Source organism: Pseudoflavonifractor phocaeensis (assembly GCF_016901735.1).
Taxonomy (GTDB): Bacteria; Bacillota; Clostridia; order Oscillospirales; family Oscillospiraceae; genus Pseudoflavonifractor_A.
This window is the reverse complement of sequence record NZ_JACLZC010000019.1, coordinates 1-22,462: the sequence shown is the minus strand read 5'-3', so window position 1 is coordinate 22,462 and position 22,462 is coordinate 1. Positions and strand designations below refer to the sequence as shown.

Annotated in this window: 23 protein-coding genes and 2 tRNA genes; 20 read left to right on the top strand and 5 right to left on the bottom strand. The window is 61.0% G+C overall.

Annotated features, from left to right (window positions below; genetic code table 11):
- The first annotated feature begins 30 nt into the window (after window positions 1–30).
- The gene (locus tag H7U37_RS05975; protein ID WP_204874398.1) at window positions 31–1,365 is read left to right on the top strand and encodes a glucose-6-phosphate isomerase; all 1,335 of its coding nucleotides are present in this window, start codon (window positions 31–33) and stop codon (window positions 1,363–1,365) included.
- 124 nt (window positions 1,366–1,489) lie between these two features.
- Entirely contained in the window at window positions 1,490–1,903 is a 414-nt protein-coding gene (locus H7U37_RS05970; protein ID WP_204874397.1) for a hypothetical protein, read from the top strand.
- Window positions 1,904–2,071: 168 nt separating this feature from the next.
- Here H7U37_RS05970 and H7U37_RS05965 read toward each other — a convergent pair whose 3' ends face one another.
- Window positions 2,072–2,260, bottom strand: a complete 189-nt coding sequence (locus H7U37_RS05965) for a hypothetical protein (RefSeq protein WP_204874396.1) — start codon at window positions 2,258–2,260, stop codon at window positions 2,072–2,074.
- A gap of 243 nt (window positions 2,261–2,503) precedes the next feature.
- Between H7U37_RS05965 and H7U37_RS05960 the strand changes: the two genes are divergently transcribed.
- From H7U37_RS05960 to H7U37_RS05935, 6 genes are all read left to right on the top strand, one after another.
- Window positions 2,504–2,854, top strand: a complete 351-nt coding sequence (locus tag H7U37_RS05960; RefSeq protein ID WP_204874395.1) for an Asp23/Gls24 family envelope stress response protein — start codon at window positions 2,504–2,506, stop codon at window positions 2,852–2,854.
- A 34-nt stretch (window positions 2,855–2,888) separates the two neighbouring features.
- A complete protein-coding gene (locus H7U37_RS05955; RefSeq protein WP_204874437.1) occupies window positions 2,889–4,565 on the top strand; it encodes a DAK2 domain-containing protein in 1,677 nt (558 codons plus the stop codon).
- 113 nt (window positions 4,566–4,678) lie between these two features.
- Window positions 4,679–4,752 (top strand) — tRNA-Gly (locus H7U37_RS05950).
- A 139-nt stretch (window positions 4,753–4,891) separates the two neighbouring features.
- Window positions 4,892–5,485, top strand: coding sequence for a hypothetical protein (locus tag H7U37_RS05945; RefSeq protein WP_338049790.1), 594 nt, complete (start codon window positions 4,892–4,894; stop codon window positions 5,483–5,485).
- A 69-nt stretch (window positions 5,486–5,554) separates the two neighbouring features.
- Window positions 5,555–6,157, top strand: a complete 603-nt coding sequence (locus H7U37_RS05940; protein WP_204874394.1) for a carboxypeptidase-like regulatory domain-containing protein — start codon at window positions 5,555–5,557, stop codon at window positions 6,155–6,157.
- A 110-nt stretch (window positions 6,158–6,267) separates the two neighbouring features.
- A complete protein-coding gene (locus H7U37_RS05935; protein ID WP_204874393.1) occupies window positions 6,268–6,537 on the top strand; it encodes a hypothetical protein in 270 nt (89 codons plus the stop codon).
- 49 nt (window positions 6,538–6,586) lie between these two features.
- Here the strand turns inward: H7U37_RS05935 and H7U37_RS05930 are convergent, their stop codons facing one another.
- Window positions 6,587–8,038 carry a hypothetical protein gene (locus H7U37_RS05930; protein ID WP_204874392.1) on the bottom strand — a complete coding sequence of 484 codons (1,452 nt, stop codon included), beginning with the start codon at window positions 8,036–8,038 and terminating at the stop codon, window positions 6,587–6,589.
- Window positions 8,039–8,208: 170 nt separating this feature from the next.
- Window positions 8,209–8,279 (bottom strand) — tRNA-Gln (locus H7U37_RS05925).
- A gap of 226 nt (window positions 8,280–8,505) precedes the next feature.
- Between H7U37_RS05925 and sigG the strand changes: the two genes are divergently transcribed.
- From sigG to H7U37_RS05865, 12 genes are all read left to right on the top strand, one after another.
- Window positions 8,506–9,288: an RNA polymerase sporulation sigma factor SigG gene (gene sigG, locus H7U37_RS05920; protein ID WP_204874390.1), complete on the top strand. Its 783-nt coding sequence runs from the start codon at window positions 8,506–8,508 to the stop codon at window positions 9,286–9,288.
- Between the two features lie 227 nt (window positions 9,289–9,515).
- The gene (locus tag H7U37_RS05915; protein ID WP_204874388.1) at window positions 9,516–10,433 is read left to right on the top strand and encodes a DUF2156 domain-containing protein; all 918 of its coding nucleotides are present in this window, start codon (window positions 9,516–9,518) and stop codon (window positions 10,431–10,433) included.
- A 61-nt stretch (window positions 10,434–10,494) separates the two neighbouring features.
- A complete protein-coding gene (locus H7U37_RS05910) occupies window positions 10,495–10,728 on the top strand; it encodes a hypothetical protein (RefSeq protein WP_204874386.1) in 234 nt (77 codons plus the stop codon).
- 4 nt (window positions 10,729–10,732) lie between these two features.
- A complete protein-coding gene (locus H7U37_RS05905) occupies window positions 10,733–11,680 on the top strand; it encodes an ABC transporter permease (protein ID WP_204874384.1) in 948 nt (315 codons plus the stop codon).
- 3 nt (window positions 11,681–11,683) lie between these two features.
- On the top strand, window positions 11,684–13,015 hold the full coding sequence (locus tag H7U37_RS05900; RefSeq protein WP_204874383.1) for an ABC transporter permease: 1,332 nt from the start codon (window positions 11,684–11,686) through the stop codon (window positions 13,013–13,015).
- A gap of 16 nt (window positions 13,016–13,031) precedes the next feature.
- Entirely contained in the window at window positions 13,032–14,075 is a 1,044-nt protein-coding gene (locus H7U37_RS05895; RefSeq protein ID WP_204874382.1) for an ABC transporter ATP-binding protein, read from the top strand.
- On the top strand, window positions 14,068–15,102 hold the full coding sequence (locus tag H7U37_RS05890) for an ABC transporter ATP-binding protein (RefSeq protein ID WP_204874380.1): 1,035 nt from the start codon (window positions 14,068–14,070) through the stop codon (window positions 15,100–15,102). The genes H7U37_RS05895 and H7U37_RS05890 overlap by 8 nt, the downstream gene beginning before the upstream one ends.
- Window positions 15,103–15,298: 196 nt before the next feature.
- The gene (locus H7U37_RS05885) at window positions 15,299–16,969 is read left to right on the top strand and encodes a peptide ABC transporter substrate-binding protein (RefSeq protein WP_204874379.1); all 1,671 of its coding nucleotides are present in this window, start codon (window positions 15,299–15,301) and stop codon (window positions 16,967–16,969) included.
- A 242-nt stretch (window positions 16,970–17,211) separates the two neighbouring features.
- Window positions 17,212–18,087, top strand: coding sequence for an ABC transporter substrate-binding protein (locus H7U37_RS05880; RefSeq protein WP_204874378.1), 876 nt, complete (start codon window positions 17,212–17,214; stop codon window positions 18,085–18,087).
- An 84-nt stretch (window positions 18,088–18,171) separates the two neighbouring features.
- Entirely contained in the window at window positions 18,172–18,933 is a 762-nt protein-coding gene (locus H7U37_RS05875; protein WP_204874377.1) for an amino acid ABC transporter permease, read from the top strand.
- Window positions 18,920–19,642, top strand: coding sequence for an ATP-binding cassette domain-containing protein (locus H7U37_RS05870; RefSeq protein WP_204874376.1), 723 nt, complete (start codon window positions 18,920–18,922; stop codon window positions 19,640–19,642). The genes H7U37_RS05875 and H7U37_RS05870 overlap by 14 nt, the downstream gene beginning before the upstream one ends.
- 17 nt (window positions 19,643–19,659) lie before the next feature.
- Window positions 19,660–20,079, top strand: a complete 420-nt coding sequence (locus H7U37_RS05865; protein WP_204874375.1) for an HIT family protein — start codon at window positions 19,660–19,662, stop codon at window positions 20,077–20,079.
- Between the two features lie 53 nt (window positions 20,080–20,132).
- On the opposite strand, the gene pepF is transcribed toward H7U37_RS05865, so the two are convergent.
- Both pepF and H7U37_RS05855 read right to left on the bottom strand, forming a co-directional pair.
- Window positions 20,133–21,935: an oligoendopeptidase F gene (gene pepF / locus H7U37_RS05860; RefSeq protein WP_204874374.1), complete on the bottom strand. Its 1,803-nt coding sequence runs from the start codon at window positions 21,933–21,935 to the stop codon at window positions 20,133–20,135.
- Window positions 21,936–21,986: 51 nt separating this feature from the next.
- Window positions 21,987–22,462: FadR/GntR family transcriptional regulator (locus tag H7U37_RS05855; RefSeq protein WP_204874373.1), on the bottom strand; the 476-nt coding region annotated here is incomplete at its 5' end.

Below are 22,462 nucleotides of genomic sequence, written 5' to 3'. Positions count from 1 at the left end.
TACACTCTGTATAAGGAGGCATTTTTTACTATGATACAGCTCGATCTCAACAACGCCGCCAGCTTCCTGTCCCAGGACTGGCTCACCTCCCGTCAGGACCGCCTGGAAAAGGCCCGCGTCATGCTCGAAGAGGGCAACGGCCCCGGCGGCGACTTCACCGGCTGGGTCCACCTGCCCCGTGACTACGATAAGGTGGAGTTTGCCCGCATCCAGAAGGCCGCCGACAAGATCTGCACCGACTCTCAGGCCCTGGTGGTCGTGGGCATCGGCGGCTCTTATCTGGGCGCCCGCGCTGTTGTGGAGCTGCTCCGCTCTCCCAACTACAATTTGAAGAAGAAGGATACCCCCGACATCTACTTCGTGGGCAACGGCCTCTCCACCGACGCCCTCATCGAGACCATCGAGCTGGTGAAGGACCGGGATTTCTCCGTCAACGTCATCTCCAAGTCCGGCACCACCACCGAGCCCGCCGTGGCCTTCCGCATCTTCAAGAGCCTGCTGGAGGAGAAGTACGGCAAGGAGGAAGCCCGCCGCCGCATCTACGCCACCACCGACGCCCACAAGGGCGCCCTGAAGGGCCTGGCCGACAAGGAGGGCTATGAGGAATTCGTGGTGCCCGACGCCATCGGCGGCCGGTTCTCCGTCCTCACCGCCGTGGGCCTGCTGCCCATCGCCGTGGCCGGCATTGACCTCAACGCCCTGATGGGGGGCGCCGCCGAGGCCATGGAGGCCCTGGCTGTCCCCGGCCTGGACAACCCCGCCTGGCAGTATGCCGCCGCCCGTCACGCCCTCTATGAGTCCGGCAAGTCCACCGAGCTGCTGGTGGGCTATGAGCCCTCCTTCCGCTTCTTTGCCGAGTGGTGGAAGCAGCTCTACGGCGAGAGCGAGGGCAAGGAGGGCAAGGGCCTCTTCCCCGCCAGCGTGGAGTTTACCGCCGACCTGCACTCCATGGGTCAGTACATCCAGCAGGGCCAGCGCATCATGTTTGAGAGCGTGGTCAGCTTCCAGAACTCCCTGGGCTCCTACACCATCCCCAATGACCCCGAGAACGTGGACGGCCTGAACTTCCTGTCCGGCAAGCCCCTGTCCTTCGTGGCCGAGCAGGCCATGCGCGGCACCATCCTGGCCCACATGGACGGCGGCGTGCCCAACATCATCATCAAGGCCGACCGCCGGGACGAGCGCACCGTGGGTCAGCTCATCTACTTCTTCGAGTACGCCTGCGGCCTGTCCGGCTACCTGCTGGAGGTCAATCCCTTCGATCAGCCCGGCGTGGAGGCTTACAAGAAGAACATGTACGCCCTGCTGGGCAAGCCCGGCTTTGAGGAGCAGAAGGCCGCTCTGGAGGCCCGCCTCAACGGTTAATTCCATTGATTTGTGAATTTTCCGTGGTTATGCACAAATTCATTGCAATCCGTTTTCATCTATGCTAACATAATACAAAGGCCGGGGCACAAGCCCCCCAGCCACATGGTAAGGAGTGATAATTATGGTGAGAGTGATCATGGGTGTCAAGGGCACCGGCAAGACCAAGCAGATGATCGAGCTCATTAACTCCGCTGTGCACAGCGAGAACGGAAATGTTGTCTGCATCGAGCGCGGCGGCAAGCTGACTTATGACATTCATTCGAAGATTCGCCTCATCGAGGCCAGCCAGTACGATATGACCGATCTGACCTTTATGAAGGGCTTCATCAGCGGTCTGTATGCCGGTAACTACGACATCACCCACGTCTTTATCGACAGTCTGCCCAAGATCGTCGGCGTGGATGCCAATGACCACTCTGTGGAAGAATTCCTGGATTGGCTCAACAACTTCTCCGAGAAGAACAGCATCAAGTTTACCGTCACCATCAGCGCCGACAAGGAGCTGGCCGGCGAGGGTGTGCGCAAGTATTTCTAAGCCGTTCCGGCAGCGCGCAACATACGGCACAAACGCAAGCGGTGGATCTCCCCCACGGGAGATCCACCGCTTTGTCATGAACGCCGGAACGCGAACCAAACAAAAGGAGCCCATCCCATCGGATGAGCTCCCTCTGGTTTTGCTGGTCGGACTGGATCAAGGCAGGCGTTACTCGTCCCAGTCGGCGTAGTCGTCGAACTCGGAGCGGCAGATGCAGGGGGCCTTCTCCCCCAGGCGGTCCTTGGCATTGCTGAGGAACTCCGTGATCTTATCCCAAAACGCGATGACGCAGCAGACGCCGGCAGCCACCGTCAGAGACAGGGCCACGACCTTCAGCACGAAGCGGGCAATTTTCATACCGTGTCGCCTCCTCACTCATTATGATAGGTCTAGTTTACACGTTTTGGCGGCAAATTACAATTACAAAATTACAAACTTTTTTCAGTGGCTGTTTCACCCCCCGCTTTCCAGACTGTACCTTCTGTTTTTCCCTTGTAATTTGGGTAAAAATAGAATACAATATAGGAATCAATGCAAATTCTTTTTTCCGGGGCTTGCCGCGGCATTCAGTCCCCGGCGTGAAAGGAAGTGTCTCATGATATGAAACTGCAAAGCGACAAGGGTGAGATCCGCATCAGCAGCGAGGTCTTTACCAATATTACCGGCGCAGCCGCCATCAACTGCTACGGCGTCAAGGGCATGGCCATCCGCTCCAAAACCGACGGTCTGGTCCATCTGCTCCGCCGCGAATCCATGTCCAAGGGCGTGAAGGTGACCTATAACGAGGACTCCACCGTCTCCATCGAACTCCACATCATCGTGGACAACGGGGTCAACCTGATGGCGGTGAGCCGCTCCATTATGAACGAAGTGCGCTATAACGTCAGCCGCATTACCGGCGTGGAGGTCAAAAACGTGGACGTCTACGTGGACTCCATGGTCATTGGCTGAGAGCCCATCCCACCGAAAAGAAAGGAACATGGATATGCTTGACACCATCGATGGAGCGCTGCTGGCCAGAATGCTCATCCACGCCTCAGCCTCAATAAACGCCCAAAAACAGCAGATCAACGAGCTCAACGTATTCCCCGTACCGGACGGAGACACCGGCACCAATATGGGCCTGACCATCTCCACCGCCGCCGCCGAGCTGCGCAAAAAGTCCTGGTCCAGCGTCAGCGACGTGGCCGCCGCCAACGCCTCCGCCCTGCTGCGTGGGGCCCGGGGCAACTCCGGCGTCATTCTCTCCCTTCTCTTCCGGGGCTTTTCCAAGGCCGTGAAGGAAAAGGACGCCATCGACGGCCGGGATCTGGCCATCGCCCTGGACTACGGCGTGGCCGCCGCCTACAAGGCCGTTATGCGCCCCGCCGAGGGCACCATTCTGACCGTCTCCCGCCTGGCCGCCGCCCAGGCCGCCGCCGCTGCCCGGGAGGATAACCACCCCCAGGCCGTGCTGGAGGCCGCCATCAAGGAGGGACACATCGCCCTGGCCAACACCGTGGAGCAAAACCCGGTGCTGAAGAAGGCCGGCGTGGTGGATGCCGGGGGCAAGGGCTTTTTGGTCATTTTGCAGGGAATGCTGGACGAGCTGACCGGCGTACCCATGCCCGACGCCGAGGGCGAGGGCGAGGAGGATCACGGCGCCGATTTCGCCACCCTCACCGACGAGGACATCACCTTTACCTTTGACACGGTGTTCATCGTCCGCAAGACGGTGGATAAGCCGCTGGACGGTCTGCGCACCTACCTCAACAGCATCGGCGACAGCCTGGTCATCGGCGAGGACGACGACGCCTTTAAGGTCCACGTCCATACCGACATTCCCGGCGCCGCCCTTACCGAGGCTCAGAAATACGGCACCCTGGAGCTGGCCAAGATTGAGAACATGCGCACCCAGTATGAGGACATGGCCGCCGGCCGCAAGCCCCAGAGCACCGACGACCTGGACATGAAGGACGCCGCCATGGAGGCCCCGCAGGCCCCCGCCGTGGCCGAGCCGGAGAAGAAATACGGCGTGGTGGCCGTGTGCGCCGGCGAGGGCCTGGCCAGTGTGTTCCGCGATTTGGGCGCCGACGGCGTCATCTCCGGCGGCCAGACCATGAACCCCTCCACCGATGATATTTTGAAGGAAATCAACCGCACTCCCGCTGAGATCGTCTTTGTGCTGCCCAACAACGGCAACATTATTATGGCCGCGCAGCAGTGCGTACCCCTGGCCGAGGGCAAGCAGGTGGTGGTGCTGCCCACCAAGACGGTGCCCCAGGGCATCGCCGCCCTGCTGGTGCTGGAGCCGGAAGGCGAGCTGGAGGACAACCAGCAGGCCATGACCGAGGCCCTGGGCCGGGTGTCCACCAGCGAGATCACCTACGCCGCCCGGGACTCCGACTTTGACGGCTTCGCCATCTCCCAGGGGGACTATCTGGCCCTGGCCGAGCACAAGCTCTTTGGCACCGACCAGAATCTGGACGCCCTGCTGGACCGTCTGGCCCACGCCGAGCCCCAGCAAAACGCCGAGTTTATCAGCATCTTCTACGGCGAGGACGTCTCCGAGGAGGATGCCGGCAAGGCCCTGGAGATCTTCCAGGCCGCCTGTCCCAATGCGGAGATCAACCTGCTCAGCGGCGGACAACCGGTCTATTACTACCTCATTTCCGCGGAATAAGGTTTTTTAACGGGAGACCGGTGGGATTTTTTCCACCGGCCTCCCCCTTTTTCCCCACAATTTTTGCTTGCATTGGCGGTTTGGATGTGCTATACTAGCAAAGTCAACCAGATGCAGATGTAGTTCAATGGTAGAATGTCAGCTTCCCAAGCTGAACACGCGGGTTCGATTCCCGTCATCTGCTCCAAAGAGAGAGACACGCCGACGGCGTGTCTCTTTTTGCTTTTGATGCTTCCGCTCAGGGCCGTATCCATGGGGTACGGTCCTTTTTTGTTCCGCCGGCATAGAATGGCCCGTAACCCCTTGTGCGGAAAGGAGCGCTTTTTGTGGTTCTCTCCCTGCTGCGGCAGGCGGCCGGCGCGGTCAGACGCCGGTTTTGCCTGCCCTGGTCCGCCGTCCATCCGGTGGACAGAAGTCTTATCCTCTTTATGGTCCTCCTGCTGGGCCAGTCGGCCTATACCCTCTTCCATCCCGGCGCGGGAGGGCAGATCGCGCGGGACATCGACATCATCATCCGCACCTCCTCCGCCGCCATTTTCGGCTACTTCCTCAGCGCCAGCTTTGTCACCGGCCGGACCGGCGGCGTCTCACCCGCCGGCGGGGCGGCGCATAAGATAACCACGGCGGACAGCGGAGCCGCTCCCTCCCTCAGGGGTCAGATCGGCTTTCTTCCCCCGTCCGATCTGGCGTCCGGCCAGGCCGCCCCTTCCGGCGGACAGACAGAGCGCGCCTTCTGCCTCCAGGTGGCCGCCGCCACCGTCATCGGGCTTTTTTGCCTCATAACCCTGATGGTGCTGCGCAACACCGCCGGACCGGACGCCCCCGACTCCGCCGCCGCGGTCCAGTTCCGCGACTTTGTCTCGGGCTGCGTGGGGTTTTTAATCGGCTCGCCCACCCACCAGCTCCAAACCGATCCATGATTGTTTAGGAGGTCTTTTCCATGGCAGACGTCAAGCAGGATCTGCTCAGCCTGCAATACAGCCAGAATTTTGAAATCCAGGGGATGCAGGAGGCCAACATCGACCTTCAGCTCCCCCCCTGCTTCGGCCACCTCCGCCACCCTCTACGGCGTGGTGACCGACGGCGCCCTTCCCGTGGCCGACGCCACCGTCAAGCTCTTTGACAGCACCGGCCTGCCCTACCAGCACACCATGACCGACGCCGCCGGCGCCTACACCCTCTCCGGCATCCCGGCGGGCACCTACAGCCTGGCCGCCGTCAAGGACGGCTATCTGCTCAGCGACGCCGCCGGCGTCACCCTGTCCCAAGGGGCCTCCACCGAGCTCAACCTGACGCTGTCCGCCGACCCCACTCTGGCTCTGGGCGCCATTGCCGGCGGCTCCATCGCCAACGTATCCATGTCCATGGTGGTGGACGGCCGGACCTACAACGGCACGGTCAGCGGCATCATTCAGAATAACGCCGGTCAGGCGGTGGCGGGCTGCTTTGTGGGTCTGTACGCGGTCACCACCGATCTGGGGGTCACCACTGAAACGTTGGTGTCTGTCACCAAGACCAATACGGAGGGAAAGTATCTCTTCGGCGGCGTCACCGCCGGCGCGTATGTGGTCAAGGCCAAGCTGGAGCAGTAAGCGGAGGCTGGCTGCTGCGCAGCCGGTCCTTTTGTCTGGCGGAAAACGGCGAGGCTCACATCGTTCTTTGTGATTTCTCCCGGTATGCCCTGTGCACCGTCCGGCTGCTGGTGGAGGACGGACAGCCCGGAGACCGGCTGTGCCTCCGGTCCTGCGGAAGCGGCTCTTGCTCCTCCCATACCCTGTGGACGGAGCCAAGCGCGGTTTTTGGCTTTTTGCCGCCGGGGGGCTATGTGCTCACCCTGAACCGGATCGCCCGCCGGCTGTGCCTGGTGCTGGAGCTGCCGCCGGGGGGCAACGTGATCCTCCGCTGCCATCTGGCGGAGGGATGGTGCCGCTGGCGGCGGGACCCCTGCCGCTCTTTTTTGAACGCCACATGAAAAACGCCCGCCCGTTCCGGTTTTCTTCGGAGCGGGCGGGCAAATGGTTTTATTTTTCCTCATACGTATCCAACAAGGCGTAGAGCCGGACCAGGCTCTCCTCCTCGCTGCACACGGCGGGGTGCTCAAAGAGGGAGGCGAAATAGTCGTAGACGGCCCCGGAAATGATGGGCTCCTGGATGTCGATGGAGGACACCGAGGTCTCCGACCGGGGGGTGACGAAGAGGGTGTGGGTGCTGTTTTGCTGGACGGTACACTCCAGCGTGGGGGAAAAGGGCAGCTGATCCGGGTCGTAAAGGGCCATGTGATACTGCGGGATGGTGCGCACCGCGTCCAGGAAGGCGTGGAGCAGGTAGCACCGCTCCTCCCGGGTCAGCGGCTCATAGAGGCCCGGCGGCAGGTCCATCAGACGGCCGGTGTCCAGAAAGCGGCGCACGCCGGCCATGGTGGTCAGATGACGGGTGGTGGCCTTGCTGCACAGGGACCGGGAAAGGGAGACCTGCTCCATGATCCGGCGGAGGAACATCTCCCGCTGGGGCAGGGAGTGAATCAGCGCCCGGCGGCAGATATCCTCGGTGAGGAAGGGGACGTAGCAGATATCGGGGGTAAGGATGACGCTGTCTTCCTCCTCGTGCATATTGTCATTGAAAAGGGTCTGGATCTCGTCCAGATAGGCGGGCAGTCCGTTGACCGAGTGCATCAGAGGCGGACAGCCCTCCAGACAGGCGGCAAAGCGGCGCTCCAGGGCGGCATAGGAGGGGCTGTCCGCCGGGAAGCACAAGGCGCTTCCGCAATCGGCGGTGAGAAGCACGCCATAGGCCGAGGTGAGGAAGAGCACCGGGAACAGGGCCATCTTGCCGGCGATGGACCGGGCCGCGCCGTAGTAATAATGGGCCGAATAGTTGGGCAGGCTGAGAAGCAGCGGCAGCAGCGCCCCAAACAGGGTGATATTATGGCTCTCATCCTCCGGCCGGTTGGGGAAACAGACCAGCTGTGTGACCTGCATCTCGGGATTGTGGGCCGCCTGCACCTGGAGCAGCTCCAGCAAAAAGGAGTCGGTGGGCTGGGCCACGATGCGCAGCCGTCCGCCGCTCCGGGAGCACTCCTGATCCAGGAGGGCCTTGATGAGCGTATGGACCTGTGCGCGCCCGGTGCACACCTCCGGCACGTGCTCCATGCACACGCTGCTGTGGAGGGTCAGCGTGGGGGCCGGCTGCTGGCCGGCGGAGACCAGCATCTGACATACCGCCATCCGCCGCCGGTACGTCCCCTCTCCCACCCGGGCGATCTCGTAGGCCTCCCGCAGGGCGTCCGCCTCATGCTTGGAGAGGGCCAGGGTCCGGATGAGCAGATTGACCATGTGCATGGAAGAGGGATTGCGCTTGCCGGCGGTGATACGGTATAAAAAGGAGTACTCGATTTCAGTCTGAATGGAGAGCTGACGGATGGTCATGCCTCGCCGCATAATATACTGCATGAGCTGTTCCGAAAATACTGACATAATTCCCTCCCTGGCCGTATGACCTCCATGGACGGAGCGTCCTGGGACGGCCCGTCCTTGATTTGAGTATACCAAAGAGAACGGTATCTGAAAAGGATTATCACGTGTTTTCCCAAAGGCTCAGGGAATAAAAAAGAGACGGTCTCCTTCTCAAGAGCCGTCTCATGAAGCAGCGGGTGAAGGATTCGAACCCTCACATACAGAGTCAGAGTCTGCTGTGCTACCCTTACACAAACCCGCTATTTCTTGTTGCACTCGCAAGTGCAGGATTTATTATAGCACGCTTTCGAAAAATGTCAAGGCTTTTCTTTCCCATTTTTCAAAAAAACTTTTCCTCCCTTTCCACCGGCAAAAAATCCATCGAATTCCGTCCCACGAATAAAAATATCGCCGCTTCCGCCGCCGTATGTTTGACCGCCGCCCGGAGATACTGAATCCAGACCGTTTTCTTTTGGGAGGCGCTTTCCATGCTGGGTAAAGTGGAGATCTGCGGGGTAAATACGTCCAAGCTCAAGGTGCTGAAAAACGAGGAGACCATGGAACTGCTCAAAAAGGCCAAGCAAGGCGACATGGCCGCCCGGGAAGCCCTGATCGCCGGGAATCTGCGTCTGGTGCTGTCGGTGCTCCAGCGGTTTTCCGGCCGGGGAGAGCATGTGGACGACCTCTTTCAGGTGGGCTGCATCGGCCTCATTAAGGCCATCGACCACTTTAATACCGACCTGGACGTACGGTTTTCCACCTACGGCGTGCCCATGATCGTGGGAGAGATCCGCCGCTATCTGCGGGACAACAGCGCTGTACGGGTGTCCCGCTCCATGCGGGATACGGCCTATAAAGTCCTCCAGGCCAAGGAGCGTTACCTGTCCCAGCACCAGAAGGAGCCCACCATCGAGGAACTGGCCCGGCTGGTGGACATCCGCCGGGAGGAGGTGGTCCTGGCCCTGGACGCCATCGTGGACCCGGTGTCCCTCTATGAACCGGTGTACTCCGACGGCGGCGACCCCATCTGCGTCATGGATCAGGTGAAGGACAACAAAAACACCGACGAGCAGTGGCTGGAGCATATCGCCCTCAAGGAGGCCATCTCCCACCTGACCGAGCGGGAACGGCGCATCCTGCGCTTACGCTTTTTTGAAGGACGCACCCAGATGGAGGTCTCCTCCGAGGTGGGGCTCTCCCAGGCTCAGGTCTCCCGCCTGGAGAAAAACGCCATCCGTCAAATCCGCAAGGACATTGGCGCCCCCTCCTGACGCCGTCCGCCGCCCGCCGACAACGGGCGGCTTTTTTGCCTTTCCCTGCCAATACGGGCATTTTGCCCCCTGTTTTTCCGTCCCGCCGTCGGAAAACTGTCGCTTTTTTGCCCGTTCCGCCCTTGCCCTTCCGGAAGCGGTGTGGTAGGATATTTCGGTACGAAAGGGAAACCGGCTCGTTCAGTTCCGGCTCTCCCACTGATTTCAGCGCAAAACGGGAGGTTTTTATGATTCCATTCCACGAACCCCGACTTTCTGACAAGGCCTGGGCCGATCCCATCCTCACCCACGCCGGCCAGCGGGGCAGCGAGTATAATTTTACCAGTCTTTTTGTGTGGCGGCGGGCCTTCCGCCACTGCATCGCCCAAAAGGGCGACATGATCTTCAACCACGTGTGTACCGGCGAGGGCTGCGCCTACCTGTGCCCCGCGGGGGAGGGGGACCTGCGGGAGGCGGTGGAGTTCCTGCGGAGAGACGCGGTGGAGCGGGGCGAGCTGCCCCTCCGCCTGCTGTGCGTCTCCCCCAGCCAGATTGCCCGGCTGGAGCGGGCCTTTCCCGGCAAATTCCAGTTTACCCCCCAGCGGGACGGCTGGGACTATATCTACGACATCCACAAGCTGGCCGATCTGCCGGGCAAAAAGCTCCACGCCAAGCGCAACCATATCCGCCGCTTTGAGGACGCCCACCCGGACTGGACCTTCGAGCCTCTGAGCCGAGCCAATCTGGACGAGTGCCTGGCGGTGGACCGGGACTGGTACCTCCAGAGCCGGGAACGGGAGGGGATTCAGGAGGACTGGGACCTGCGGGCCGAGACTCTGGCTCTCCGGGACGCCGTGGACCACTTCGAGGCCCTGGGGCTGGAGGGCGGCCTCATCCGCACCGAGGGCCAGGTGGTGGCCTTCACCATGGGCGACCGGCTGAGCATCGACGGCTTCGACGTCCACTTTGAAAAGGCCTATGCCCAGATCCAGGGCTCCTACGCCATCATCAACCGGGAATTCGCCCGCTATATCCGGGGCCGTCATCCCGATGTCCGCTGGTTCAACCGGGAGGAGGACATGGGCATCGAGGGGCTGCGCAAGGCCAAACTCTCCTATTACCCCGACGCCATGATGGAAAAGCACGTGGCGCTGTGGGTGGGCTGAAGTTTAGTAAAAGAAATCATTCAGAAAAGGGAAGAGACATTTTCAGCCTCTTTTTTCAGATGTGCAAAACGAAAAATTTGCTTTTCTCAAAAATGGCCCCAAACCGGCGCAAACCAAAATGGAACCCCAAAAAGTGACCAAAATTCTGGGATTAAGCGGAAAGCCAGACATCGGAAAGGCAGGAAATCCATCGGAGCTTGTCAATTGTCCCTTGACTGCGGACACGATTTACGCTAAAATAATTGGTATTATGTTTGGCGCGTTGTGGGCGTGCAAAAAGAGTTTTAGGAAGTGAAGAAATGGCAAAGTACGTAATCAAACGGGTCATTATGGCCCTCATTACCATCTTGGTCGTGGCTTGCGTTACGTTCCTGCTGATGATGTCGGTGCCGGGCAGTCCGTTTAACGACGAAAAGATCACCGCGCAGCAGATGGCGCAGATGGACGCAAAATACGGCCTGGACAAGCCTCTCCTTGTCCAGATGGCCAACTACATGAAGGGCGCCCTCCACGGCGACCTGGGCGTCTCCCTGAAAATGCAGAAGGACCGCCCGGTGCTGGAGATCATTGCGGAAAAATTCCCCCTGTCGGCCAAGATCGGCGTGATCGCCCTCATCTGGGCCGTGGTGGTAGGCGTGCCCCTGGGCTGTCTGGCCGCCTATAACCGCGGGAAATGGATTGACAGCCTCCTGCGGATCATCTCCACCCTGGGCATCTCCATGCCTGGCTTCGTGGTGGCCACTTTCCTGCTGATTTTGTTCTGTAACGAGGATGCCCCCTTCAGTTTCCTGGGCATCAAGACCATCTTTGACGAGAGCCAGGGCGTCCGCGCCTATTTTATGCCCTGCTTCGCTCTGGGCCTCTACCCCATGTGCTATATCGCCCGCCTGTCCCGCTCCTCCATGCTGGACGCCCTGGGCCAGGATTACATCAAGACCGCCCGGGCCAAGGGTCTGGCCACTCCCAAGATCATCTTCAAGCACGCCCTGCGCAACGGCGTGATCCCCGTCATCACCTATCTGGGCCCCCTCACCGCCTTTACCCTGTGCGGCGGCTTCGTGGTAGAGACCGTCTTTACCATCCCCGGCCTGGGCCGCTACTTTGTCCAGTCGGTCCAAAACCGCGACTACTTCCTCATCATGGGTACCACCATCTTCCTGGCCACCCTGGTCATCGTGATGAACCTGGTGGTGGATATTCTTTATAAGGTGGTAGACCCCCGCATCGATTTGGCGAAAGGAGATTAAAACATGGCGAAAAAGACCAAAAAGCCCGTGTTCGGTTCCCTTCAGCCCGATGTGGACGGAATGCTGGATTGGAACAGCCTGACTCCGGCGGACTTTGCCCCTGCCGGCCAGGAGGAAAAGGACGACTTTATTCAGGAGCGCAAGAGCGTCTCCTACTGGGCCGACGCCTGGCGGCGGCTGCGCAAGAACACCGTGGCCATGGTGGCCCTGGGCGTCATCATCCTGCTGGTGCTCTACGCCTTTGTGGGCCCCATGCTGGTGCCCTACGGCTACGACGAGTTCAACGCCGGCGCGGAAAACCTCTATCCCTGGCACTACTCCCTGGAGGATCAGGCCACCTACGCCGAGGCCACCGCGGCCGTGGACCCGGAGGAGGCCATCGCCCAGGCCAAGGCGGAGGCGGAGGCCAACGGCGAGGCGTTTACCGCCGTGGACGAGGCCATCCTCCGCGCTCAGATCAAGACCGGCTCCGGCGCCGCCCAGTATGAGGGCATGAAGGAGTCGGAGATCTATGAGGCCTTGGGCCTCAAGGCCAAGCCTTTTGGCTACTCCACCGCCGAGCTCCAGCGCATCGAAAACGGCGAGAGCGTGTTCCCCCACATCTTCGGTACCGACCGCTACGGCCGTGACATCATGGTCCGCACCATGTACGCCACCCGGGTGTCCATGGTCATCGGCCTGGCAGCCGCCCTCATCGTGCTGCTCATCGGCGCCATCTACGGCTCCATCTCCGGCTACTGCGGCGGCATGGTGGACACCGTCATGCAGCGCATCGTGGATGTGATCTACTCCCTGCCGGACGTGCTCATCATCCTGCTCATCGCCACCGCCATGAGTCCCCATATCACCCAATTCATCACCGACAACCCCAATAACGGCTTTGCCTCCTTCCTGCGCACCGTGGGCCCCAACCTGATCGGTATGTTTATCGCCTTCGCCATGCTCTACTGGGTCAGCATGAGCCGCATCATCCGCGGCCAGATCCTCACCCTCAAGAAGCAGGAGTACGTCACCGCCGCCCGGGCCCTGGGCGCTTCCAGCGGCCGCATCATCAAGCGGCACCTGCTGCCCAACTGCATCGGCCAGATCGTGGTTACCACCTGCCTCCAGATCCCCTCCGCCATCTTTACCGAGTCCTTCATGTCCTTCCTGGGCGTGGGCGTGCTGGCCCCCCTGACCAGCCTGGGCTCCATGTGCGCCGATGCCCTCAACGGCATCAGCTCCTATCCCTACCGGCTCATCATCCCCGCCATTATCATCAGCGTGATGATTCTGGCTTTTAACCTGTTCGGCGACGGCCTGCGGGATGCCCTTGACCCCCGCCTGAAGAAATAAGAGAGGAGGATGACGTATGAACGAGAATAAAACCGAAGCCCAGAGCGGTAAGCTCCTGGAAGTCAAGGACCTGCGCGTCTCCTTCTTCACCCCTGCCGGTGAGGTAAAGGCGGTCAGCGGCATCAGCTATGACCTGAACTACGACGAGGTCATGGGCATTGTGGGCGAGTCCGGCTCGGGCAAGAGCCAGGAGGCCTACTCCATCATGGGACTTTTGCAGTCCCCCGGCAAGGTCATCGGCGGCTCCATCACCTTTGAGGGCCGGGACGTGCTGGCCTTTGACAAAAAGGAGATGACCGCCTTCCGGGGCAGCGAGGTGGCCATGATCTTCCAAAACCCCATGACCTGCCTCAACCCGGTGTACACCGTGGGCAATCAGCTCATTGAGGCCCTCCGCGCCCACGACAAGAAGATTACCAAGCAGGAGGCCGCCAAGCGGGCCATGGAAATGCTGGAGCTGGTGGGTATCAACAACGTGCAGAAGCGCATGAAGCAGTACCCCCACGAGTTCTCCGGCGGTATGCGTCAGCGCGTGATGATCGCCATGGGCCTCATCTGCCACCCCAAGCTGCTCATCGCCGACGAGCCCACCACCGCTCTGGACGTGACCATCCAGGCCCAGATTCTGGAACTGATGAAGGACCTGCAAAAAAAGACCCACATGGGTATCATCTTCATCACCCACAACCTGGGCGTTGTGGCGGAGATCTGCGACAAGGTGTCGGTCATGTACGCCGGCAAGATCGTGGAGCAGGGCCCGGTGGACGACATCTTCTACCGCCCCGGCCACCCCTACACCATGGGCCTGCTGCGCTCCATGCCCCGGGTGGACGCCGAGAGCTACGAGCGGCTCATTCCCATCGAGGGCACCCCGGTGGATATGCTCAACCCGCCGGAGGGCTGCCCCTTCGCGCCCCGGTGCGAGCACTGCATGAAGATCTGCCTCCAGAAAATGCCCCCCTATGTGGAGCTGGGCGACAACCACCGGGCCGCCTGCTGGCTGCGGGTGCAGGAACGGCTGAACGAAAAGCAGGGAGAGGAGGCCGTCCAGAATGGCTGAAGATAAGATCCTGTTGGAAGTCAAAAACCTAAAAAAATACTTCCCCGTCAAGGGAGTCAAGGGCCCCGGCGTCCAGGCGGTGGAGAACGTCTCCCTCTTCATCCGCAAGGGCGAGACCCTGGGCCTGGTGGGCGAGTCGGGCTGCGGCAAGACCACCCTGGGCCGTACCATTCTCCAGCTCCATGAACCTACCTCCGGCGAGATCATCTACGACGGCAAGCCCATCTTCCAGGGGCAGGACCCCTGGACCCGGGACGGGGAGGGCAAGCTGGTCCACCGCAAGGTGCCCAAGGCCAAGAGCGCCAACATGCTCCCCTACCGCCGCAAGATGCAGATCATCTTCCAGGACCCCTCCGCCTCTCTGGACCCCCGCATGACGGTGGGCGAAATCATCGGCGAGGCGCTGGACATCCACAAGCTCTATTCCTCCAAGGCCGAGCGCTCCGACCGGATCAAGGAACTGCTGCGCATGGTGGGGCTCAACACCGAGCACGCCAACCGCTACCCCCACGAGTTCTCCGGCGGCCAGCAGCAGCGGGTGGGCATCGCCCGCGCCCTGGCGGTGAAGCCGGAATTCATTGTCTGTGACGAGCCCATCTCCGCTTTGGACGTGTCCATCCAGTCCCAGGTGGTCAATATGCTGGAGGACATGCAGGAGGAGCTGGGTCTCACCTACCTGTTCATCGCCCATGACCTCTCGGTGGTGCGCCACATCTCCAACCGCATCGGCGTGATGTATCTGGGCTCCCTGGTGGAGCTGGCTGAGAGCTATGAGCTCAACAAGCACCCCCTCCATCCCTACACCCAGACCCTCCTGTCCGCCGTGCCGGTGCCCGACCCCGAGGTCAGCCGTTCCCGGCAGCGCATCGTGCTGGAGGGCGACATTCCCTCCCCCATGAATCCCCCCTCCGGCTGCCGCTTCCACACCCGTTGCCCCTACGCCACCAAGGCGTGCAGCGAGTCCGTGCCGGAATTCCGGGAGGTAGAGCCCGGCCATTACGCCGCCTGCCACCTGCTGAACAAGTAAATTCCCTGTTTCTGGATTTTTATGCGATATTATTTCATATTCTGTTCATTGTTTTGAAACATTTTCTTTACAATATCAGGGTGAAGTGTTATAATGCTAAAATACAGGGGAATTTGTTTTCCACTGTGGTATTTGTGTGTCATCGCGGTTTCTCTCCGCGTTTTTGATGCAAAGATTGAAATTGGAGGTACTAGCAATGAAGAAGAGCAGACTGCTTGCTCTGGGTCTCTCCGCTGCCCTGGCCGTTTCCCTCCTGGCCGGCTGCAGCAACACCACCGAGCAGAGTTCCGGCTTCAACCTGAACCTGTGCTTCGCGTCCGAGCCCGAGACCATGGACCCCACCCTCAACCGCACCGTTGACGGCAACGTCATGATGAACCACCTCTTCGAGGGCCTGTACAAGTATGTGGACAGCGATCCCTCCGGCGACGGCCGCAACGGCGCCACCGCCGTCCTGGTCCCCGGCCAGGCCGCTGAGGAGCCCGCCGTCACCGAAAACGCCGACGGTACTTACACCTACACCTTCACGCTGCGCGACGACATCTATTGGTCCGACGGCGAGCCTGTCACCGCCAATGACTTCGTCTACTCCTGGCAGCGTCTGGTGGACCCCGAGACCGCCTCTCCCTACAACACCATCATTGCCATGGTGGTGAACGCCAACGAGATCATCAACGGCGAGAAGGACAAGTCCGAGCTGGGCGTCAAGGCCGTGGACGACAAGACCTTCGAGGTGCAGCTGACCTATAACTGCTCCTACTTCCTGGATATCTGCGCCTTCCCCAACACCATGCCCCTCCGTGAGGACGTGGTGGAGGGCAACTCCACCTGGTCTCAGGACCCCTCTACCTATGTGTGCAACGGCCCCTACAAGATGGCCAGCTGGACCCATGACGCTGAGATCGTCATGGCCCAGAACGAAAAGTACTACAACGTGGAAGAGCTGGGTCCCGACACCCTGACCTTCAAGCTGATGGACGACGCCAACGCCCAGCTGACCGCTTTCAACAACGGCGACCTGGACTACATGCAGAATCCTCCCCCCGATGAGACCGCCTCTCTGCTGGTGGCGGGCACCCTCCTCCCCGGCGACTATCTGGGCACCTACTATGTGTGCTTCAACAACCAGAAGGCCCCCTTCGACGATGTGAACGTCCGCAGAGCCTTCTCCCTGGCCATCGACCGCAACTACATCGTGCAGCAGGTGACCCAGTCCGGCGAGGTTCCCGCCGGCGGTTGGGTGCCCTCCAACGTGGTGGACGCGCAGGGCACCGACGGCGACGATTTCCGCACCGTGGGCGGCGATTACATCGACGTGAACGACTACGAGGCCAACTGCGAGCTGGCCCGTCAGCTGCTGGCCGAGGCCGGCTACCCCAACGGCGAGGGCTTCCCCGAGGTCACCTACCTCTACAACACCGATGAGCGCCACGGCGCCATCGCCGAGGCCCTCCAGTCCATGTGGAAGGAAGTGCTGGGCGTTCAGGTGCGTCTGGACAACCAGGACTGGAACGTGTTCCTGGAGACCCGTTCCAAGGGCGAGTACTCCATGTGCCGCAACGGCTGGATTGCCGACTACAACGATCCCGTGTCCTTCCTGGATATGTTTATGACCGACAACGGCAACAACGACGCCCACTACTCCAACAGCGAGTATGACGCCATCATGACCGAGGTCCTGTCCGACTCCGACGCCGAGGGCCGCATGGCGCTCATGCATCAGGCCGAGGACCTGCTGATGGAGCAGGACTGCGCCATCGCGCCTCTCTACTACTACTCCAATCCCTACATGATCTCGGACAACGTCCATGGCATGTACTACTCTCCTCTGGGCGCGTTCATCTTCTCCTACTGCACCCAGCCGTAAGCCAGACTGAATATGGATGAAAGAGGAGGCAGGGCACCCGCTCTGCCTCCTCTTTTTTCCACCTGTGATAGGATGTATTTACAGTTTTCCGTCCTTTCTCCCCCAAGTTTTTTCGCAATTTGATATTTATAAATATTCAGGAAAGCCTTGCATTTATCTGAATAACGTGTATAATAAGATTCACCCGGCGGCGACGGCTTTTTCGCCGCCCGGACTTCGATTTGATCTGAGGAGAGATTGCAATGAAAAAGCTCTTTGCCCTGGGCATGGCTGCGGCCCTGTCCCTGTCCCTGCTGGCCGGCTGCTCTACCGGCACCGCTACCGTTCCCTCCGACACCCCCTCTGACACCAACGAGGAGACCGACGTGATCACCAGCACCGCCCCCAACGGCGGCGACGAGACCGACGGCGCCCTCCAGCTGGTGGAGGACGGCAAGCTCATCATGGCCACCAACGCCCAGTTCCCCCCCTATGAAATGGTGGCCGACGGCGAAGGCGCCTATGACGGCTTCGAGGGCATCGACGTGGAGATCGCCAAGGCCATCGCCGACAAGCTGGGCCTGGAGCTGGTCATCGACGACATGGAGTTTGACTCCGCTCTGATGGCCGTGCAGAACAACGCCGCCGACGTGGTGCTGGCCGGCCTGAGCTACAGCGAGGACCGGGACGAGGTGATGGACTTCACCGAGAAGTACGCCACCGGCGTGCAGGTGGTCATCGTCAAGGAGGGCTCCGAGGTCAACATGGACAACCTGGGCGACTACCTGATCGGCACCCAGCGCGGCACCACCGGCTACATCTACGCCTCCGACACCCCCGAGAACGGCGGCTACGGTGAGGACCACGTCATCGCCTACGACAACGGCGCCACCGCCGTGCAGGCCCTGATGAACGGCCAGGTGGACGCGGTCATCATTGACCAGGCCCCCGCCGAGGAGTTCGTCGCCGCCAACACCGGCCTGACCATCCTGCCCGGCAACTGGGTGGAAGAGGACTACTGCATCGCCGTGGACGAGGGCAATACCTCCCTGCTGAACGCCGTGCAGGGCGCGCTGAGCGAGCTGCAGGCCGACGGCACCGTGGACACCATCATCGCCAAGTACATCAAGGCTGAGTAATCCACCAGCCTGCTTTCCGCAAAAGGGGCGGCGTCTGCCGTCCCTTTTGTGGTATTTCATCCCCAAACAGAAAGGAGCGCCCATATGGATCCGACAGCGCTGTATGAGTCCTTCAAGGCCCTGGAAAATCCCAACGTCTGGCAGGATACCTACATCAAGTTCTACAACGCCTGGTTTTATGAGGACCGGTGGATCACCTACTTCCAGGGTCTCGGCACCACCATCCAGGTCACCATTATGGCCCTTATTCTGGGCGTGGTGCTGGGCGTGCTGGTGGCCGTCATCCGCACCGCCCACGACCAGCAGCGCCCCGGCAAACGCAATCCCCTGCTGGGTCTCATCAACGCGGTCTGCAAGATCTACGTCACCGTCATCCGCGGCACCCCCATGATGGTCCAGCTGATGATTATGGGCTTTGTGGTCTTTGCCAGCAGCCGCAATAAGACCCTGGTGGGCGCCCTGTCCCTGGGCATCAACTCGGGGGCTTACGTGGCCGAGATCATCCGCGGCGGCCTCATGTCCCTGGACCCCGGCCAGATGGAGGCCGGCCGGTCCCTGGGCCTCAACTATCTGGACACCATGCGCTTTATCGTGGTGCCCCAGGCGTTCAAGGCCATTCTCCCCTCTCTGGGCAACGAATTCATCGTGCTGCTGAAGGATACCTCCCTCATCTCGGTGGTGGGCGGCAAGGAAATCGTCTATTTCGCCCAGGCCATCATTACCAAGACCTATGAACCCATGTATCCTTACATCATTACCGCCATTATGTACCTCATTATGGTGCTCATCTTCAGCTGGCTCCAGGGCAAGCTGGAAAGGAGGCTGCGTCAAAGTGATCGACGTTAAACAGTTGTCCAAGTCCTTCGGGGACCATCTGGTACTGGACAAGATCGACCAGCACATCTATCCCGGCGAAAAGGTCGTGGTGATCGGCCCCTCCGGCTCGGGTAAGTCCACCTTCCTGCGCTGCCTCAACCTGCTGGAGACCCCCACCGGCGGCTCCATCACCTTCGACGGGGTGGAGCTCACCGACCCCAAGGTGGACATCGACGCCGTCCGCCGTCAGATGGGCATGGTGTTCCAGCACTTCAACCTCTTCCCCAACATGACCATCCGGAAAAACATCACCCTCGCCCCGGTGCGCACCAAGCTCATGAGCCAGGCCGAGGCGGATGATACCGCCACCGCCCTTTTGAAGCGGGTGGGTCTGGAGGAGAAGGCCGACGCCTACCCCAACCAGCTCTCCGGCGGCCAGAAACAGCGCATCGCCATTGTGCGGGCCCTGGCCATGCGGCCCAAGGTGATGCTCTTTGACGAGCCCACCTCCGCCCTGGACCCGGAAATGGTGGGCGAGGTGCTGGACGTGATGAAGGAGCTGGCCGAGGAGGGCATGACCATGGTGGTGGTGACCCACGAGATGGGCTTTGCCCGGGAGGTGGGCACCCGGGTGCTCTTCATGGACGGCGGCCACATTCTGGAGGAGAACGAGCCCAAGGAGTTCTTCGCCCATCCCAGAGAACAGCGTACCATTGATTTTCTGTCCAAAGTGCTGTAAAGAAAGGAGTTTTCCCCATGAAAGACGCCAATTGTGGATACTGTATGGGCGGCGACCTGCTGGATGCCTTCGGCATTCCGGTGTGTCATCTGTCGGTGAGCGACCTGATCCTCTTTAAGGAGCAGAGCCACCCTGGCCGGTGCATCGTGGCCTACAAGGACCATGTGAGCGAGCTGGTGGACCTGAGCGATGCCGACCGGGACGCCTTCTTTGCCGACGTGGCCAAGGCCGCCAAGGCCATCCACGCCGTGTTCCACCCCAATAAGGTGAACTACGGCGCGTACGGCGACACCGGCTGTCACCTCCATGTGCATCTGGTGCCCAAGTACAAGGACGAGTTTGAGTGGGGCGGCGTATTTGCCATGAACCCCGGTCAGACCTACCTGAGCGACGAGGCGTATCAGGACATGATCGCCAAGCTGAAGGCGGCGCTTTAAGAAACGCAGCAGGAAAACGCCCTCTGTTCCGTTGGGAGCAGAGGGCGTTTTCTTTATGCTTTGAGGAGCTGTTCCATCTCGTCCAGCAGGACGCCAAACTGGTCCAGGGCCTCCTGGACGGGGGCGGGGGTGGTCATGTCCACCCCGGCGTCCTTCAAAAGGTCGATGGGGTCCTTGCTGCAACCGCCGGACAGGAAGGACAGATAGGCGTCCACCGCCTCCTTGCCGCCGGTGCGGATGCGTTTGGCCAGGGCCATGGCGGCGGCGTAGCCGGTGGCGTACTGGAACACATAGTAATCATAATAGAAATGGGGAATGCGGGACCACTCCAGGGCGATCTCCGGGTCGGACACCATTTCGGGGCCGAAATAGGTCTGATTCAGGGCCAGATAGTCCCGGCTCAAAAGGTCGGCGGTGAGGGTCTCGCCGGCGGCGCACCGCCGTCCCATGGACCGCTCAAACTCGGCGAACATGGTCTGGCGGTAGATGGTGCCTCTAAACTGCTCCAAAAAGTGGTTGATGAGCCAGGCCCGCTCCCTGGGGTCGTCTGTGCGCTCCAGCAGGTAGTCCATCAGCAGGGCCTCGTTGCAGGTGGAGGCCACCTCCGCCACGAAGATCACATACTCCCGATAGACCGGCGGCTGATCCTGATTGGAGCGGTAGGAGTGGACGGCGTGGCCCAGCTCGTGGGCCAGGGTGAACATGCTGTCCAGGTCGTCCTTGTAGTTGAGCAAAATATAGGGGTGGACCAAAGCCCCGGCCATATAGCCGCCGGAGCGCTTGCCCACGTTTTCATAGACGTCGATCCAGCGGCCCTCCATGGCCTCCCGGAGGACCGCCCGGTAGTCCTCTCCCAGAGGGGCCAGGGCGGCATAAACCGTCTCTTTGGCCTCCTCGTAGGGGATCTCTTTATGGAATCCTTCCACCATGGGGGTGTAGACGTCGTACATATGCAGTTCATCCACCCCCAGAATGTTCTTGCGGAGGGAGACGTAACGGTACATCTTGTCCAGGTTGGCGTGGACGGTGTCGATGAGGTTATGGTAGACCGATTCTGGCACATGGGTGGCGTCCAGGGAGGCGGCCAGGGCGCTGGGATAGCGCCGGGCGTTGGCGAAGAACTGGAGGCTCTTGACCTGGGCGGAGAGGGTGGCGGCCAGGGTGTTTTTCATGCCGCCGTAAGCGGCATACATGGACTGGAAGGCGGACTTGCGCAGGGTCCGGTCCTCCGACTCCATGAGGCGGGTATAGGAGCCGTTGGACATGGGGTGATGTTCGCCACGGCTGTCCACCGCGTCGGGGAAGGTGAGGTCGGCGTCGGCCAGCTTGCCGAAAATATCGTCCGGGGCCTGGGCCAGCTCGCCGGCGGCGGCCAGAAGGGCCTCCTCGGCGTCGGAGAGGGTGTGGGGACGGCGGCGCTGGACGTTGTCAAAGTAGCGCTGATAGAGGCGCAGCTCCGGTTTTTGGGCGCAGAAGTCCGCCCAGGTCTCGGGGGAGAGCTTCAAGAGTTCCGGCGTCTCAAAGGCCAGGGCGGCGGACAGCTCCACATAGAGGGACATGATCTTGCCCACCCGGTCCTGAAAATCCGGGTCCCGGGTGTCCTGATCGCTGCCCCGCTGGGCATAGTTGAGCAAATTGGAAAAGCGGGTCCCCGCCGCCTGCTCCTCCTCCAAAAAGGCGTAGAGGGTATCCGCGCACTCCCCCAGCCGGCCGGCATAGGCGGCCAGCTGGGGGATCTGGGCTTTCAAGTCGTCAAAATCCCGCTGCCAGGCGTCGGGGGTCTCGTAGAGGTCGGAGAGCTTCCAGGTGTACTGCTGGGGCACCTGGTCTCTCTGGGGAATGGGTCTGGATGGCATGGTCGGTTCCTCCTGTTGGTTTTTTGGTTAGTATAGCACAGATCAGGGGTTTCATCCACCGTCCAGCTCCATCACGTCCATGCTGTGGCGCATATGGATGGCCATGGCGTATTCCGCCCCCTTGGCGTCCCGCTTGCGGAAAAAGTCCAGTAAAAGGGCGTGGTCCCGGCTGGTATCCTGGGCCAGCTCCTCCCGGTGGCCGCCGGAGGTGATGGCCGCCTCCACCGCCTGGTCGATGAGGGGCAGAAGCCGGACCAAAAATTCGTTGTGGGTGGCCCGGACGATGGCGGCATGAAAGGCCCGGTCGGCGGCGGTGCGGTCCTGTCCCGCCCGGATGCAGGCCTCCACCTGGGCGCCCTGCTGCAAAATGAGCGTTAATTCCTCCTCGGTGGCCCGGCGGCAGGCCAGGGCGGCGGCGTGGGGCTCAAACATGGCCCGCAGCTCGAAGAGGTCCCGCAGCTGCCCCTTGACCCGCTCCAGGGCGGAAAAGCCAAAATCCCCCCCCGCCCCCACGGCCACAAAGGTGC